Origin of the sequence: Mycobacterium sp. 94-17, from assembly GCF_035617725.1 — a bacterium.
Lineage (GTDB): Bacteria > Actinomycetota > Actinomycetes > Mycobacteriales > Mycobacteriaceae > Mycobacterium.
Genome location: NZ_JAPIYN010000012.1, coordinates 72,712 through 89,520, shown reverse-complemented (window position 1 = coordinate 89,520; position 16,809 = coordinate 72,712). Strand labels below are relative to the sequence as shown.

Sequence of the window (16,809 nt, the reverse complement as noted above, 5' to 3'; positions counted from 1 at the left end):
TCTCAAGGCACTCAGTACTGAGAGCAATCCGTCAGCATCTGTCGGAGAACCGGCAGGGCCTGCTGGCCCTCCTGGCTGTGCTCGATCGCGTGCAGCATGTCCAGCCGCTGGTCGGGCGACGACGCCAGGTACTGCTGCAGGAACTGCTGGTTCTGCGGTGACTGGTCGAGGTACTGGGCGGCGGCCGGGTTTTGCGCGTGCACCGCCCGCATCACCTGGTCGTAGCTGCACGCGGTGTTGATCATCGGGCCGTAATCGGGGCCGGCCGACGCGATCCCGACCGCGGCGGCCGACGCCCACGCCACGGAGCCGACGATGGCCAGGGCGGCCAACCAGCGCTTCGTCATTTTCGATGTGCCTCCATCGCTTTGTGCCCACTCTACGTCGGGCGAGCGGCCCGGTTCCCGGATTGGTGGCGCCCGCTCACCCCGGCCGGGGCGCGGGGCCGCCGTGTGTCCCGGCGTCGCGGGGGCGGCTACTAGCCTGGATCTGTGCCCGATCCCGCCACCTACCGCCCCGCGCCCGGGTCCATCCCGGTCGAGCCCGGCGTCTACCGATTCCGGGATCCGCACGGGCGAGTCATCTACGTCGGCAAGGCCAAGAGCCTGCGCAGCCGGCTGACGTCATACTTCGCCGACATCTCGAGCCTGCACCCGCGCACCCGGCAGATGGTGACTACCGCGGCCAAAGTCGAGTGGACGGTGGTCAACACCGAAGTCGAGGCACTGCAGCTCGAATACAACTGGATCAAAGAGTTCGACCCGCGGTTCAACGTCCGCTACCGCGACGACAAGACCTATCCGGTGCTGGCGGTGACCCTGAACGAGGAGTTCCCGCGGCTGATGGTCTATCGCGGCCCCCGCCGCAAAGGCGTGCGGTATTTCGGGCCGTACTCGCACGCATGGGCCATCCGTGAGACGTTGGATCTGCTCACCCGGGTGTTTCCGGCACGCACCTGCTCGGCGGGAGTGTTCAAGCGGCACAAGCAGATCGACCGTCCGTGCCTGCTCGGCTACATCGACAAGTGCTCGGCGCCGTGTATCGGCAGGGTCAGCGCGGAGCAGCACCGCCAGATCGTGGACGACTTCTGCGACTTCCTCTCCGGCAAGACCGATCGATTCGCCCGGGAGCTGGAACAGCAGATGAACGCAGCGGCCGAGCGACTCGATTTCGAGCGGGCCGCGCGACTGCGCGACGACCTGGGCGCGGTGAAGAGGGCGATGGAGAAGCAGGCTGTCGTCCTCGGCGATGGCACCGACGCCGACGTGGTGGCCTTCGCCGACGACGAACTCGAGGCCGCGGTGCAGGTGTTCCACGTCCGCGGTGGCCGGGTCCGCGGCCAGCGCGGCTGGATCGTCGAAAAGTCCGCCGATCCCGGCGATTCCGGCGAGGAGCAGCTCGTCGAACAGTTCCTGACGCAGTTCTACGGAGACCAGGCCGAATTAGGTGGCGCCGCAGACGAATCGGCGAACCCGGTGCCGCGCGAGGTGCTGGTGCCCTGCCTGCCGTCCAATGCCGGCGAGCTGACCAGCTGGCTGTCCGCCCTGCGCGGATCCCGGGTAGCGCTGCGGGTGCCGCAGCGCGGCGACAAGCGGGCGCTGGCCGAAACCGTGCAGCGCAACGCGAAAGAGGCGCTGCAGCAGCACAAGCTCAGGCGTGCCGGCGACTTCAACGCCAGATCCGCTGCGCTACAGAACATCCAGGAGGCACTCGGATTGTCCGACGCGCCGCTGCGCATCGAATGCGTGGACATCAGCCATGTGCAGGGCACCGACGTGGTGGGCTCGCTGGTGGTGTTCGAGGACGGTTTGCCGCGCAAATCGGACTACCGGCACTTCGCCATCCGGGAAGCCGCCGGCCAGGGGCGCTCCGACGACGTCGCCTCCATCGCCGAGGTCACCCGCCGCCGCTTCGCGCGGCACCTGAGCGAGCAGCAGGATCCGAATATGCTTTCGCCCGAAGGAAAGTCTCGCCGGTTCGCCTACCCGCCGAATCTGTACGTCGTCGACGGCGGCGCGCCGCAAGTCAACGCGGCCAGCGCGGTGCTTGAGGAGCTCGGCATCACCGACGTCGCGGTGATCGGACTGGCCAAGCGGCTGGAAGAGGTGTGGGTGCCCGCGGAGCCCGATCCGGTCATCATGCCGCGCAACAGCGAGGGCCTGTATCTGCTGCAGCGCGTGCGTGACGAAGCGCATCGGTTCGCGATCACCTACCATCGCAGCAAGCGTTCCAAGCGAATGACGGCATCGGTGCTCGACTCGGTGCCAGGATTGGGAGAACATCGCCGCAAGGCCCTGGTAAGCCATTTCGGATCGATAGCCCGCCTCAAGGAGGCCACCGTCGACCAGATCACCGCAGTCCCCGGCATCGGGGTGGCGACCGCCACCGCCGTCCTGGAGGCGCTGCGACCCGATCAGTCCGAGGCCGCCCGATGACCGGACCGGGTGAGTTCGCGGGCAGCCACTCGGTGGACGCCGCGGCCGGGATCGATGTCGTCCTGGTGACCGGATTGTCCGGCGCCGGGCGGGGTACCGCGGCCAAGGTGCTCGAAGACCTCGGCTGGTACGTGGCCGACAACCTGCCCCCGCAGCTGATCACCCGGATGGTCGATTTCGGTCTGGCCGCCGGCTCGCGGATCACCCAGTTGGCGGTGGTGATGGACGTTCGCTCGCGTGGCTTCACCGGCGACCTGGACTCGGTGCGCACGGAGTTGGCAACCCGAAACATCGCCCCGCGCGTGGTGTTCATGGAAGCATCCGACGACATGTTGGTGCGCCGCTACGAACAGAACCGCCGTAGCCACCCGCTGCAGGGCGACCAGACGCTGGCCGAGGGTATCGCCGCCGAGCGCCGGATGTTGGCATCGGTGCGCGCCACCGCCGACCTGATCATCGACACCTCGACGCTGTCGGTGCGCGGCCTGCGCGAGACCATCGAGCGGGCGTTCGGCGGTGCCGCCAGCGCGACCACCAGCGTCACGGTCGAGTCGTTCGGCTTCAAATACGGCCTGCCGATGGACGCCGACATGGTGATGGACGTGCGCTTCCTGCCGAACCCGCACTGGGTCGACGAATTGCGCCCACGCACCGGGCAGGACCCGGCGGTGCGCGAATACGTGTTGAGCCAGCCCGGCGCGGCGGAATTCCTCGACGCCTACCATCGATTGCTGTCTCTGGTCCTCGACGGCTACCGCAGGGAGGGCAAGCGTTACATGACGGTCGCCATCGGCTGCACCGGCGGCAAGCACCGCAGCGTCGCGATCGCCGAGGCGTTGATGCAGCTGCTGAACGCCCAGCAAGGCGACGCGCAACTGTCGGTACGGGTGCTGCACCGGGATCTGGGCCGCGAATGACCGAGCCGACGAACCGGGGCATCGTCGCGATGGGCGGCGGACACGGCCTGTACGCGACGCTGTCGGCGGCCCGCCGGCTGACACCCCATGTCACCGCGGTGGTGACCGTCGCCGACGACGGCGGCTCGTCGGGCCGGTTGCGCGGCGAACTGGGTGTGGTGCCCCCGGGTGACCTGCGAATGGCGTTGGCGGCCTTGGCATCTGACAGTCCGCACGGGCGGCTGTGGGCGACAATCCTGCAGCATCGGTTCGGCGGCAGCGGTGCGCTGGCCGGGCACCCGATCGGCAACCTGTTGCTGGCCGGCCTGTCCGAGGTGCTGGCCGACCCGGTGGCCGCCCTCGACGAACTGGGACGCATCCTCGGCGTCAAGGGGCGGGTGCTGCCGATGTGCCCGATCGCGCTGCAGATCGAGGCCGACGTCTCCGGTCTGGAAAGCGACCCGCGGATGTTCCGGCTGATCCGCGGCCAGGTGGCGATCGCGACCACACCGGGCAAGGTGCGCCGCGTGCGGCTGCTGCCCGACAACCCCCCGGCGACCCGGCAGGCCGTCGACGCCATCATGGCCGCCGATTTGGTGGTGCTCGGGCCCGGCTCCTGGTTCACCAGCGTGATCCCGCACGTGCTGGTGCCGGGGCTGGCGGCGGCGCTGCGGGCGACCACCGCGCGGCGCGCCCTGGTGCTCAACCTGGTGGCAGAGCCGGGGGAGACGGCCGGCTTCTCCGTCGAACGTCATCTGCATGTGCTGGCGCAGCACGCACCGGAATTCAGCGTGCACGACATCATCATCGACGCCGAACGGGTGCCCAGTGAGCGCGAGCGCGATCAACTGCGCCGCACCGCCACATTGCTTTCGGCCGAGGTCCACTTCGCCGACGTGGCCAGACCTGGTACACCTTTACATGATCCAGGCAAACTTGCGGCGGCCCTGGAGGGGGTCCGGGCGGCCCGCAGGGCTCCGGGAGCGCCTCCGGTCACGGCCACCGCGGATATTCGGGTCGACAGGGCAAGCCCACAAGCCGGCGGAAGCGGACCGGCAGGCAGCGGACCAAGGGGTGACGACGCGTGGCGATGACGACCGAAGTCAAGGACGAACTGAGCCGCCTCATTGTGAAATCGGTCAGCGCGCGCCGGGCGGAAGTCACGTCCCTGCTGAGGTTCGCCGGCGGGCTGCACATCGTCGGTGGCCGCGTCGTGGTCGAGGCCGAGGTGGATCTGGGCAACGTCGCGCGGCGGTTGCGCAAAGACATTTTCGAGCTCTACGGGTACAACGCCGTCGTGCATGTGTTGTCGGCCAGCGGGATTCGCAAGAGCACCCGCTACGTGTTGCGGGTGGCCAATGACGGTGAGGCGCTGGCCCGCCAGACCGGCTTGCTCGACAATCGTGGCCGCCCGGTGCGCGGTCTGCCCGCGCAGGTGGTGGGCGGCAGCGTCGGCGACGCCGAGGCCGCGTGGCGCGGAGCCTTCCTGGCGCACGGGTCGCTGACCGAGCCCGGACGTTCGTCGGCGCTGGAGGTGAGCTGCCCCGGCCCGGAGGCGGCGCTGGCGTTGGTGGGCGCCGCGCGCCGGCTCGGCGTCAGCGCGAAGGCCCGCGAGGTGCGTGGTGCCGACCGGGTGGTGGTGCGCGACGGCGAGGCGATCGGTGCGCTGCTGACCCGGATGGGCGCGCAGGACACCCGGCTGGTGTGGGAGGAGCGCCGGATGCGGCGGGAGGTCCGGGCCACCGCCAACCGGCTGGCGAACTTCGACGACGCCAACCTGCGTCGTTCGGCGCGGGCGGCGGTCGCGGCGGCGGCCCGGGTGGAGCGGGCGCTGGAGATCCTGGGCGACACCGTGCCGGACCATCTGGCCTCGGCCGGGAAGCTGCGCGTCGAGCACCGGCAGGCATCGCTGGAGGAGCTCGGCCGGCTGGCCGACCCTCCGATGACGAAAGATGCTGTGGCGGGCCGAATTCGGCGGCTGCTGTCGATGGCCGACCGCAAGGCGAAGGTAGAGGGCATTCCCGACACCGAGTCGGCGGTCACGCCGGACCTGCTGGAAGACGCCTGACGACGATGCGCGCCGCGTAGCGGCGGGCTGAGGAGTCGGCGTGTCAAGACCAGCCTGACGACGATGCGCGCCGCGTAGCGGCGGGCTGAGGAGTCGGCGTGTCAAGACCAGCCTGACGACGCCCGGCTAATTGCTCGCATTGCTGGTGGGGCGGGCGTCAGGGGGTTACGGTCGGGTGATGAAGCGGCTTTCGAGTGTTGACGCGGCGTTTTGGTCGGCAGAAACTGCGGGCTGGCATATGCATGTGGGGGCGTTGGCGATCTGCGACCCGAAGGAGTCTGCCGGATACAGCTTTCAACGGCTCCGTCAATTACTGATCGAGCGCCTGCCGGAGGTACCGCAGTTGCGGTGGCGGGTCACCGGCGCGCCGCTGGGCCTGGACCGGCCGTGGTTCGTCGAAGACGAGGACCTGGATGTCGACTTCCACGTCCGCCGCATCGGTGTCCCCGCGCCGGGCGGTCGCCGCGAGCTCGAGGAGCTGGTGGGCAGGCTGATGTCCTACAAGCTGGACCGCTCTCGCCCGCTGTGGGAAATGTGGGTGATCGAGGGTGTCGAGGGCGGGCGGATGGCCACGCTGACCAAGATGCACCACGCCGTCGTCGACGGGGTCTCGGGCGCCGGGCTGGGCGAAATCCTGCTGGATGCCACACCGGAACCGCGTGCGCCGCAACAGGAAACGGTCGGATCGCTGGTGGGGTTCCGGCTGCCGGGCCTGGAGCGGCGCGCCGTGGGCGCGCTGATCAACGTCGGTGTCAAGACGCCGTTTCGCATCGCGCGGCTGATGGAGCAGACCGTGCGCCAGCAGGTCGCCACGCTGGGTGTGCGCAGCAGGCCGCCCCGCTACTTCGAGGCGCCCAAAACCCGGTTCAACGCGTCGGTCTCGCCGCACCGGCGTATCACCGCCTGCCGCGTCGAACTCACCCGCGCCAAGGCGGTCAAGGACGCGTACGGGGTCAAGCTCAACGACGTCGTGCTCGCGTTGGTGGCCGGCGCGGCGCGCGACTACTTGCAGAAGCGCGGCGAGCTACCGGCCAAACCGCTGATCGCGCAGATCCCGGTCTCCACCCGTACCGACGAGAATAAGGACGAAATCGGCAACAAGGTGGGCTCGATGACCGTCTCGATGGCCACCGACATCGAAGACCCCGGCGAGCGGCTGCGGGCTATCCACGAAAGCACCCAGTCCGCCAAGCTGATGGCCAAGGCGTTGTCGGCGCATCAGATCATGGGGTTGACCGAGACCACGCCGCCCGGGCTACTAGGGCTGGCCGCACGGGCCTACACCGCCAGCGGGCTGTCGCGAAACCTGGCTCCTATCAACCTGGTTGTCTCCAACGTCCCGGGACCGCCGTTCCCGCTGTATATGGCCGGCGCCAAACTCGATTCGCTGGTGCCGCTGGGGCCGCCGGTGATGGATGTCGCGCTGAACATCACTTGCTTCTCCTACACCGACTACCTGGACTTCGGTTTCGTGACGACGCCCGAGGTGGCCGGCGACATCGACGACATGGCCGATCGGATCGAGCCGGCCCTGACCGACCTGGAGAAGGCCGCCGCGCGGGAGAGCGGTTAGCCTGCCCGGGGTTCTCTGGCGAGCGTCACGCCAGCGTGACTGCCGCAAGCGAGCGTCACGCTAGTGTGACTGCCGTAAGGCCAAGGCAGCTCGTACCCGGCTGACGATGTCTGCGGGGCGATCCCCCGCGATCACTCGAATAACCATCCAGCCCAGGCGCTCCAGCGTTTCGCGCCGCCTGATGTCCCACGTGTATTGCCAGCGGTCCCGACGATGTTGCTCACCGTCGTACTCGGCAGCGACTTTGAAATCCTCCCACCCCATGTCGAGGTAGTAAGTCAAGTCGCCGAATTCGTCACTGACCGGGATCTGCGTTTGTGGTCGGGGGAGCCCCGCCCGTATCAGCAACAGCCGCACCCACGTTTCCTTGGGCGACTGCGCGCCGGCATCCGCGAGATCAATTGCATGACGTGCCGACTGAATGCCGCGGCGGCCCGGATACCGTTCGGCCAGTATCTGAAACTCAGTTACTTTGCAGTTGGTTGCGCGAAGCAGGTCGTCGATCACGGCCACGGCGTCGTTTATCGGGTGCCAGCATCCCAGGTCGACAGCGGTCCGCGCCGGCGTCGTCACCGGAACACCGTCAATCAGCGTAAATTCGTCGTCTTCTAGTCGGTCACTGTGAATCCGCAATCCTGGCAACGGGTTTCTGTTGCTATGGAGAATCTCAAGCGGAGCCGTGGCGTCCACCCACTGGGCACCATGAACAGCGGCGGCCGATAGCCCCGCGATAATGCCTCGCCGACGCGACCACAGCCATGCCGCGCGGGCTTGAATCAGCGGAGTGAGCTCGGCGCCAGGGTCGACGTACACATCGCGGTGCAACCTCCTGTACTGCGTTCGCAAAGCGCTCTTGACGAGTTCTCCGTTCGCGACGGCCTCACTTCCGATGAATGGCTCCGCCATGGCGGCAGCGTCGCATAAACCGCGACGGACGTCAGGTCAGTGCGGCCTGACTATCCACATCCAGCCACGCCAGCGTGACGCTCGCGCCCCCGAGTCACGCCAGCGTGACGCTCGCGCCTGGCGTGTGCACGCCAGCGTGACGCTCGCGCCCCGGAGTCACGCCAGCGTGACGCTCGCGCCAAGCGCCAAGCGCCAAGCGCCAAGCGCCAAGCGCCAAGCGCTAGTCGCGCTCGGGCGGATTCGTCGCGTACACCCACGACAGGAATCGCGCCACGGCCTCCGCGGACCGATGCGCCCGCGGGGAACTGAAGATGTCGAAAGCGTGTTGGGCGTGCGGCAATTCGGCGTAGGCGACCGGATTTTTGGATACCGCGCGCAGCTCCTCGACGAACTCTGCGGCCTCGCCGACCGGGATCAGCGAATCGTCGTGGCCGTGCAGGACGAAGAAGGGCGGCGCATCGGCGCGCAGCCGCCGGATGGGCGACGCGTCGACGTAGATGTCGCGGTGCGTGGCGAATTTCCGTTTGACAACCAGCTTTTCGAGTATCGCGACGAATTCGCGCCGGCCCTCACCCTCGGTGGAGAACCAGTCATAGCGTCCGTACACCGGCACCGCGGCGACCACCGAGGTGTCGGCATCCTCGAAGCCGGGCTGGAATTTCGGGTCGTTGGGCGTCAGCGCCGCGAGCGAACACAGGTGGCCGCCGGCCGATCCGCCGGTGATCGCCACGAAGTTCGGGTCCCCGCCGTAGCGGGCGATGTTCTCCTTGACCCAGGCCAGCGCGCGTTTGACGTCGACGATGTGGTCGGGCCAGGTGTGGCGCGGCGACACCCGGTAGCCGATCGACACGCACACCCACCCGCGCGCCGCCAGGTGGCTCATCAGCGGATAGGCCTGGGGGCGACGCATTCCGATCATCCAGGCGCCGCCGGGCACCTGCAGCAGCACCGGCGCCTTGCCGTCGCGCGGCAGATCGCGGCGCCGCCAGATGTCGGCGAGATTCGCGCGGCCATGCGGACCGTAGGACACCACACTCGTCTTCTCGACATAGCGGCGACGCGCCACCGTGTTGCCCAGCGGCAGGGTGCGCCGCCCGCTGCGTGTCGGTGTGGTGTGCGGCAGCTTGTTCAGCGCCTCTTCGTAGTCGTCGCCCAGTTGGTCGCGCAGCCCCGCCTCCAGCACCGGGCCGGGAGTGGTGACGCCGCGGTAGCGGATCACACCCAGGATGGCCCAGGACGTCATCGTCAGCGCCAGCGCGGCCTTTCCGCGCCGTCCGGCGAAGTCGCCGCGTCGACCCCGTCGCACCGCGTCGAGCAGCGAGGCGAAGAAGTAGACGCCGGGCACCTCGGAGGCCGGCCAGCCGAACCAGAAGACCAGCACGGTGCTGTAGCCCTTGCGGGCCAGCGGTCGTAATCCGTTGGCGGCGTTGGTCAATTCGAGCGCGGCCCGGGCGATCGGCCGGGGTTTCCTGATCGTTTGGGAGAGCCGCATCAGCCGTTCACCCGCGCCTGCAGGTCGGCGCGCAGGATCTTGCCGGTGCTGCTGCGCGGAAGTTGGTCCAGCACGGTGATCTCGCGGGGGATCTTGTAGTTGGCGAGGTTCTCGCGCACATGCTGCTTGAGGGCCTCGGGGGCGGCGGCCGCATCAAGTGCGGCGCCGGGCTCCAGCACGACGAACGCCGCCAGCCGTTGCCCGTACTGCGCGTCGTCCACGCCGATCACCGATGCTTCCGCCACGTCGGGGTGTGCCGCCAGGGTCTTCTCCACTTCGATCGGGTACACGTTCTCGCCGCCGGAGACGATCATTTCGTCGTCGCGGCCGACGACGAACAGACGCCCCGCCTCGTCGAGATAGCCCACGTCGCCCGACGACATGAATCCGGCGTGGAAGTCCTTCCCCTTGCCGGCGGAGCCCTCGGTGTAGCCGTCGAACTGCGTGTTGTTGCGCACGTAGATGCTGCCGACTCCACCGGTGGACAGTTCATTGAATTCCGGGTCCAGGATTCGGATTTCGGTTCCCCCCGCGGGCCGGCCCGCGGTGTCGGGTGCCGCGCGCAGGTCCTGCGGGGTGGCCGTCGCGATCATGCCGGCTTCGGTGGCGTTGTAGTTGTTGTAGATCACGTCGCCGAACGCGTCCATGAACGCGACCACCACGTCGGGGCGCATGCGCGATCCCGATGCCGCGGCGAACCGCAACGAACGTCCGCTGTAGCGGCGTCGCACCTCGGCGGGCAGCTCCATGATGCGGTCGAACATCACCGGCACCACGGCGAGCCCGGTGGCCCGATGGCGGTCGATGAGATCCAGCGTGGCCTCGGGGTCGAATTTGCGCCGCGTGATCACCGTGCAGGCCATGGACGCGGCGAAGATCAGTTGGGAGAAGCCCCACGCGTGGAACATCGGCGCGACGATCACGACGTTTTCTTCGGCGCGCCACGGCGTGCGGTCCAGGATCGCCTTGAGGGTGCCCATTCCGGCGTTGCCGCCGCTTTGGTTGGCGCCCTTGGGTGTTCCGGTGGTGCCGGAGGTGAGCAGGATCATCCTGCCTTTGCGGCCGGACCGCCGGGGCTGTTGGCCGGCGTGATCGGCGATCAGCTTCTCGACGGTCAGCTCGTGCTGCCCGTCGGCCCAGGCCACGATGCGGCCGGCGTCGGGCCTGTCCGCCAGCGCGCGGTCCACCGTCGGGGTGAACTCCTCGTCGTACACCACGGCGTCGACGCGCTCGCGGTTGACCACCTCGGCCAGCGCAGGCCCGGCGAACGACGTGTTCAGCAGCACGACGTCGGAGCCGATCCGGTTGACGGCCACCAGCGCCTCGACGAAGCCGCGGTGGTTGCGGCACATGATGCCGACGACCTTCGGCTGACCCGCCGGCAGGTCTTGTAACGCGGCGCCGAACGCGTTGATCCGTTCGTCGAGCTCCCGCCAGGTCAGCGTGCCGACTTCGTCGATCAGCCCGGGACGGTCGGGGCAGCGCTGCGCCGCGCTGGCGAAGCCTACGGTCATGCCCATGCCCTCGCGGCGCATCGCCGCGGCCATCTTGAGGTAGCGGTCGGGCCGCATCGGCGCGATCATGCCGGAGCGGCTCAGCGTGGTGACCAGGCCGAGGGCCTCGCTCAACGGATTCGGCACGGCTCAGCCCACGATCGGGAAGCGACGCTTGGCGGCGAGCTCGGTCAGGCCCTGCTGCATCACCGACCGCACATACTCGTCGACTTCATCGACATCGGGGTCGTCGCCGAACTGCTTGGCGATGTCGATCGGCTCGAGCACCTGGGTCACGATCTTGGCGGGCAGCGGCAGATTCGGCGGGATCGCGGCGCTGAAGCCGAACGGAAATCCGAACGACAGCGGGAGGATGTCGCTGCGGATGAGGCGCTTGAGTTGCAACGTGCGTGCCAGCCAGGTGCCGCGGGACAGGTAGAGCTGGGTCTCTTGGCCCCCGACGGAAACCGCGGGCACGATCGGCACGCCCGCTTCGATCGCGGTGCTGACGTACCCCTTGCGCCCGTTGAAGTCGATGACGTTCTCCGACAACGTCGGCCGGTACACGTCGTAGTCGCCGCCGGGAAAGACGACCACGACGCCGCCGGACTGCAATGCCTTGGCCGCGTTCTCCCGATTAGCCCGGATGTAGCCGAGTCGTCGGAAGAAGTTGCCCGTGGGGCCCAAGAAGATGAAGTCGTGGCTCAGCGTGTAGACCGGCCGGTCGTATCCGAACTTGTCGTAGAAGTCGATGCTGAAGATCGGGACATCCATGGGGAGCTGGCCGCCCGAGTGGTTGGCCACGACCAGTGCGCCGCCGGGCGGGAAGGACTCCAGCCCGTGCACCTCGGAACGGAAATACGTCTTGAGGGCCATGCGCGTCACCGCCATGAGGCGCTGGGTCAAGCCGGGATCGAATTTGCCGATATCCCCGCCGTCGGGGTTGCCGTTGTCGGTCACGTTCCTCCCTTGACGCTCGCGCCGGGCCGCTTCGCCGGGGTCGATTCCCTCGATGGTAGCGACCGGGGCCGCGCCGCTGTCACGGTGTTTCATCTTTCGACCCACGGGTTGGTTGGGCAGGCCCGGGGCCGCTATTGTTACGCCAACCTAACTAATCTTCGAGCAAAGGGAATCCGATGGACGTAGCCGGTCTGTCGCCCGAACGCGGCGCGCGTTCGGGCGCCGCTCGCAGATCGGCTGCCGTCGCGGTCCGGCCCGTGCGGCGCTCCCAACCCGCCGCGGTCCGCGCGGAGACCACCCGCCCGGGTGACCACTTGTCCCGCCCCGCGCCGGCCGTCGAGCGGGCCGCCGGTGCGCTCGCCGCGGCCGCCCCGGGTACCGCGGATCAGCTGCAGGCCGACTACTTCGTCCGTTTGCTCGTCGGGCGGCGCGACCTCATCGACGAGCGCGTCGACGACTATCTGCGCACAATCGTCGCCGCGGAAGCCCGCGGCGACCTCGATGCCATCGCTCACTTCCGCTGCCTGGGGGCATCGCCGAGCAGGATCGGCGGGTCCTGGACGTCCTTATCGACAAGTTGCGCCGGCGATTTGTGGGCTCGGGGGCGAGACCGCGGGTCCGCCGGGGAATGCCGCACTGAATCACCCGTTGCCGCAGCGGTTTTCGTCGTCATATCGTCGGCGGGATGCTGGCCCGGAAGCGTTGACGCGCAAATCGGCGCGCGGCAGCGGCGGGGCCGATACATTCTATGAGCCAGCTGGTTTCTCGAGAGAAACGAGGCCGCCCATGGGATTCATGACTCCGGAGTTTCCCGACGTCGACCCGCAGACGTGGCTCGATCTGCCGCGCCCGACCCGGCGCCAGATCATGACCCGGCACTGGGTCGAACACGGATTCGGTTCCCCGTACGCGGTCTACCTGTTCTACGTCTTCAAGATCGCCGGGTACGCCGCCGGCGCGGCCGCGGTGATCTCGCTGACGCCGGGCCTGGGCGGCCTCGGCCACATCACCGACTGGTGGACGCAGCCGATCGTGTACCAGAAGCTGGTCGTCTTCACGCTGCTGTTCGAGATCCTGGGCCTGGGCTGCGGATCGGGGCCACTGACCGCGCGGTTCTGGCCGCCGTTCGGCGGCTTCCTGTACTGGTTGCGGCCCAACACCATTCGGCTGCCGCCCTGGCCCGACAAGGTGCCGTTCACCCGTGGTGACAGCCGCACCGTCGTCGACGTGGCGCTGTATCTGGTGATCCTGGGCTCCGGCGTCTGGGCGCTGCTGTCACCGGGCCGGGGCGGTCCGGTCACCCCGGCGCATGACGTCGGCCTGATCGACCCCCTACTGGTGGTGCCCGCCATCGTCGCGCTCGCGCTGCTGGGGCTGCGGGACAAGACCGTGTTCCTGGCGGCGCGCGGTGAGCACTACGGGCTGACTCTGGTGGTGTTCTTCTTCGGGTTCACCGACCAGATCGCCGCTTTCAAGATCATCATGCTGGCGCTGTGGTGGGGCGCGGCGACCTCCAAGCTCAACCACCACTTCCCGTACGTCGTCGCGGTGATGATGAGCAACAACCCGTTGCTGCGCAGCCGGGCGTTCAACTGGTTCAAGCGCCGGCTCTACCTCGACCCGGTCGACGACCTGCGGCCCTCGTGGATACCGAAGGTGATGGCCCACGTCGGCGGGACCACCGCGGAGTTCCTGGTGCCGCTGGTTCTGGTGTTCGTCGCCGACGGCCACCAGTGGGCGTGGTTCCTGATCGCCTTCATGGTGCTGTTCCACCTCAACATCACGTCCACCATCCCGATGGGAGTCCCGTTGGAGTGGAACGTCTTCTTCATCTTTTCGCTGTTCTATCTGTTCGGGCACTACGCCGGCGTCACCGCCGCCGGGCTGAGCTCGCCGCTGCTGCTGATCATCCTGATTGTCGCGCTCGCGGTGGTGCCGATCGTGGGAAACCTCTACCCGCAACAGGTTTCATTCCTGCCGGCGATGCGCTACTACGCCGGAAACTGGGCTACCAGTACCTGGTGCCTGCGCAAGGGCGTCGAGGACAAACTCGAGGCGAATATCACCAAGTCCTCGGCGCTGGCACCCAATCAGCTTGCCGGGCTTTACGATCCGCAGACCGCCGAACTCATGATCGACAAGCTGATGGCGTGGCGATCCATGCACACCCACGGCCGGGCGCTGGGCGGGCTGGTGGCGCGCGCGTTACCCGACGGCGCCGACGAGGCCGACTACCTGCTGCGCGACGGCGAGATCATCGCCGGGCCGCTGATCGGGTGGAACTTTGGCGAGGGCCACCTGCACAACGAACAGCTGCTGGCCGCCGTGCAGCGGCGCTGCGACTTCGACGAGGGTCAGGTGCGGGTGATCATCTTGGAGGCCCAGCCGATCCAGCGCCGGACGCAGGCCTATCGCATCGTCGACGCCAGGAGCGGCCTGATCGAAGCGGGGTACGTCGACGTCGCGGACATGCTGAGCCGCCAGCCCTGGCCCGAGCCCGGTGACGACTATCCGGTCCACGTCATCGATGGCGGCGACCCGCCGCGAAGCGATGGCGGCGACCCGCTGCGGACGACCCGGCGCGGCGATCGGTGACCACCGCGGTCGTCGCGTGTGGCCGACGTCACGGGTGATGTACCAGCGCGGCAACGCCAGGCGTCCCTGATCTAGGCTGGCGAACAGCGCAAGTCAGCGGACACAGGAAAGAAAGACAGGGAGAGACAAGTGACGGTCCGAGTAGGTATCAACGGCTTCGGTCGAATCGGCCGCAACTTCTACCGGGCCTTGTTGGCTCAACAGGAGCAGGGCAGCGCCGATATCGAGGTGGTCGCGGTCAACGACCTCACCGACAATGCCAGCCTGGCGCACCTGCTGAAATTCGACTCCATCCTGGGCCGCCTGCCCCACGACGTCAGCCTCGAGGGTGACGACACCATCGTCGTCGGCGACAAGAAGATCAAGGCGCTCGAGGTCAAGGAAGGCCCGGCGGCGCTGCCCTGGGGCGACCTCGGCGTCGACGTCGTCGTCGAGTCCACCGGCATCTTCACCAACGCCGCCAAGGCCAAGGGCCATCTGGACGCCGGCGCCAAGAAGGTCATCATCTCAGCGCCCGCCACCGACGAGGACATCACCATCGTGCTGGGCGTCAACGACGACAAGTACGACGGCAGCCAGAACATCATCTCCAACGCCTCGTGCACCACGAACTGCCTCGGCCCCATCGCGAAGGTCCTCAACGACGAGTTCGGCATCGTCAAGGGCCTGATGACCACGATCCACGCCTACACCCAGGATCAGAACCTGCAGGACGGCCCGCACAAGGATCTGCGGCGCGCCCGCGCCGCCGCGCTGAACATCGTGCCGACCTCCACCGGCGCGGCCAAGGCGATCGGCCTGGTGCTGCCCGAGCTCAAGGGCAAGCTGGACGGCTACGCGCTGCGGGTGCCGATCCCCACCGGCTCGGTCACCGACCTGACCGCCGAGTTGAAGAAGTCCGCCCCCGCCGACCAGATCAACGCCGCGATGAAGGCGGCCGCCGACGGCCCGATGAAGGGCATCCTGAAGTACTACGACGCACCGATCGTATCCAGCGACATCGTCACCGACCCACACAGCTCGATCTTCGACTCCGGTCTGACCAAGGTGATCGACAACCAGGCCAAGGTGGTGTCCTGGTACGACAACGAATGGGGCTACTCCAACCGCCTCGTCGACCTGGTCGCCTTGGTCGGCAAGTCACTGTAGACCGTGAGCGTCCACAATCTTAAAGACCTTCTCGCCGAAGGGGTTTCTGCGCGCGGCGTGCTGGTGCGCTCTGATCTGAACGTGCCGCTGGATGACGGCAGGATCACCGACCCCGGCCGTATCACCGCCTCGGTGCCGACTCTGCGGGCGTTGGTCGATGCGGGCGCCAAGGTGGTGATCACCGCGCACCTGGGGCGGCCCAAGGATGGGCCCGACCCGGCGCTGTCGCTGGCGCCCGTCGCGGCGGCGCTGTCCGAGCAGCTGGGCCGCCACGTGCAGCTGGCGGGTGACGTCGTCGGCACGGACGCGCTGGCGCGCGCCGAAGGTCTCACCGACGGTGACGTGCTGCTGCTGGAGAACATCCGCTTCGACGCCCGCGAAACCAGCAAGGACGACGGCCAGCGGCTGGCGCTGGCCCGCCAGCTGGCCGAATTGGTCGGGCCAACAGGCGCTTTCGTCTCCGACGGGTTTGGCGTAGTGCACCGCAGACAGGCCTCGGTGTACGACATCGCCACCCTGCTGCCGCACTACGCGGGCACGCTGGTGGCCGAGGAGATCCAGGTCCTCGAGCAGTTGACCAGCTCCACCAGGCGCCCCTACGCGGTGGTGCTCGGCGGCTCGAAGGTGTCCGACAAGCTCGGCGTCATCGAGTCGCTGGCCACCAAGGCCGACAGCATCGTCATCGGCGGCGGCATGTGCTTCACTTTCCTTGCTGCGCAAGGTTTCTCGGTTGGCAAGTCGCTGCTCGAGACCGAGATGGTGGACACCTGCCGCCGGCTCCTGGACACCTACGTCGACGTGCTGCGGCTGCCGGTGGACATCGTGGTGGCCGACAAGTTCGCCGCCGACGCCACCCCGCGGACCGTCGCGGCCGAGGCCATCCCGGACGACCTGATGGGCCTGGACATCGGGCCGGGATCGGTCAAGCGGTTCACCACGCTGCTGTCCAACGCCGAGACGGTCTTCTGGAACGGGCCGATGGGGGTGTTCGAGTTCCCGGCGTTCGCCGCGGGCACCAAGGGCGTGGCCGAGGCGATCGCCGCGGCCACCGGCAAGGGCGCGTTCAGCGTGGTCGGCGGCGGGGACTCGGCGGCCGCGGTGCGCGCGCTGGGCATCCCGGAGGGTGACTTCTCGCATATCTCCACCGGCGGCGGAGCGTCGCTGGAATACCTTGAGGGCAAGACGCTTCCCGGTATCGAGGTGTTGAGCCGACCGCAGCCCGACCACAACTAGGGAGGCCCG

14 protein-coding genes are annotated in these 16,809 nt (G+C 68.1%); 8 read left to right on the top strand and 6 right to left on the bottom strand.

Annotation, left to right across the window (positions count from 1 at the left end; genetic code table 11):
* Positions 1-11: 11 nt before the first annotated feature.
* Positions 12-347 (bottom strand): hemophore-related protein, encoded by a 336-nt coding sequence (locus tag OQ789_RS15425; RefSeq protein ID WP_324686827.1) that lies wholly within the window; start codon positions 345-347, stop codon positions 12-14.
* Positions 348-491: 144 nt separating this feature from the next.
* Here OQ789_RS15425 and uvrC point away from each other — a divergent pair, with 144 nt between their 5' ends.
* The 5 genes from uvrC to OQ789_RS15400 all read left to right on the top strand — a co-directional run bounded on the left by uvrC (position 492) and on the right by OQ789_RS15400 (position 6,972).
* On the top strand, positions 492-2,435 hold the full coding sequence (gene uvrC / locus OQ789_RS15420) for an excinuclease ABC subunit UvrC (protein WP_324686826.1): 1,944 nt from the start codon (positions 492-494) through the stop codon (positions 2,433-2,435).
* Positions 2,432-3,352, top strand: coding sequence for an RNase adapter RapZ (gene rapZ / locus OQ789_RS15415; protein ID WP_324686825.1), 921 nt, complete (start codon positions 2,432-2,434; stop codon positions 3,350-3,352). Before uvrC ends, rapZ begins: the two co-directional genes overlap by 4 nt.
* Entirely contained in the window at positions 3,349-4,425 is a 1,077-nt protein-coding gene (yvcK, locus tag OQ789_RS15410; RefSeq protein WP_324686824.1) for a uridine diphosphate-N-acetylglucosamine-binding protein YvcK, read from the top strand. Before rapZ ends, yvcK begins: the two co-directional genes overlap by 4 nt.
* The gene (gene whiA / locus OQ789_RS15405; RefSeq protein WP_040631623.1) at positions 4,422-5,399 is read left to right on the top strand and encodes a DNA-binding protein WhiA; all 978 of its coding nucleotides are present in this window, start codon (positions 4,422-4,424) and stop codon (positions 5,397-5,399) included. The genes yvcK and whiA overlap by 4 nt, the downstream gene beginning before the upstream one ends.
* A 178-nt stretch (positions 5,400-5,577) precedes the next feature.
* Entirely contained in the window at positions 5,578-6,972 is a 1,395-nt protein-coding gene (locus OQ789_RS15400) for a wax ester/triacylglycerol synthase family O-acyltransferase (protein ID WP_324686823.1), read from the top strand.
* Between the two features lie 60 nt (positions 6,973-7,032).
* Here the strand turns inward: OQ789_RS15400 and OQ789_RS15395 are convergent, their stop codons facing one another.
* The 5 genes from OQ789_RS15395 to OQ789_RS15375 all read right to left on the bottom strand — a co-directional run bounded on the left by OQ789_RS15395 (position 7,033) and on the right by OQ789_RS15375 (position 12,338).
* Positions 7,033-7,878 carry a DUF559 domain-containing protein gene (locus OQ789_RS15395; RefSeq protein ID WP_324686822.1) on the bottom strand — a complete coding sequence of 282 codons (846 nt, stop codon included), beginning with the start codon at positions 7,876-7,878 and terminating at the stop codon, positions 7,033-7,035.
* A gap of 220 nt (positions 7,879-8,098) precedes the next feature.
* Positions 8,099-9,370, bottom strand: coding sequence for an alpha/beta hydrolase (locus OQ789_RS15390; protein WP_324686821.1), 1,272 nt, complete (start codon positions 9,368-9,370; stop codon positions 8,099-8,101).
* The gene (gene fadD12 / locus OQ789_RS15385) at positions 9,370-10,998 is read right to left on the bottom strand and encodes an acyl-CoA ligase FadD12 (protein ID WP_324686929.1); all 1,629 of its coding nucleotides are present in this window, start codon (positions 10,996-10,998) and stop codon (positions 9,370-9,372) included. Before fadD12 ends, OQ789_RS15390 begins: the two co-directional genes overlap by 1 nt.
* A gap of 15 nt (positions 10,999-11,013) precedes the next feature.
* Positions 11,014-11,754: a 1-acyl-sn-glycerol-3-phosphate acyltransferase gene (locus tag OQ789_RS15380; protein ID WP_324686928.1), complete on the bottom strand. Its 741-nt coding sequence runs from the start codon at positions 11,752-11,754 to the stop codon at positions 11,014-11,016.
* A 206-nt stretch (positions 11,755-11,960) separates the two neighbouring features.
* Positions 11,961-12,338: a hypothetical protein gene (locus OQ789_RS15375; protein WP_324686820.1), complete on the bottom strand. Its 378-nt coding sequence runs from the start codon at positions 12,336-12,338 to the stop codon at positions 11,961-11,963.
* A gap of 271 nt (positions 12,339-12,609) precedes the next feature.
* Here OQ789_RS15375 and OQ789_RS15370 point away from each other — a divergent pair, with 271 nt between their 5' ends.
* From OQ789_RS15370 to OQ789_RS15360, 3 genes are all read left to right on the top strand, one after another.
* A complete protein-coding gene (locus OQ789_RS15370) occupies positions 12,610-14,418 on the top strand; it encodes a DUF3556 domain-containing protein (RefSeq protein WP_324686819.1) in 1,809 nt (602 codons plus the stop codon).
* 129 nt (positions 14,419-14,547) lie between these two features.
* Complete coding sequence (gap, locus tag OQ789_RS15365) at positions 14,548-15,567, top strand: type I glyceraldehyde-3-phosphate dehydrogenase (protein WP_324686817.1); 1,020 nt, start codon at positions 14,548-14,550, stop codon at positions 15,565-15,567.
* A 3-nt stretch (positions 15,568-15,570) separates the two neighbouring features.
* Positions 15,571-16,800 carry a phosphoglycerate kinase gene (locus tag OQ789_RS15360; RefSeq protein ID WP_324686816.1) on the top strand — a complete coding sequence of 410 codons (1,230 nt, stop codon included), beginning with the start codon at positions 15,571-15,573 and terminating at the stop codon, positions 16,798-16,800.
* The last annotated feature ends 9 nt before the right edge of the window (positions 16,801-16,809 follow it).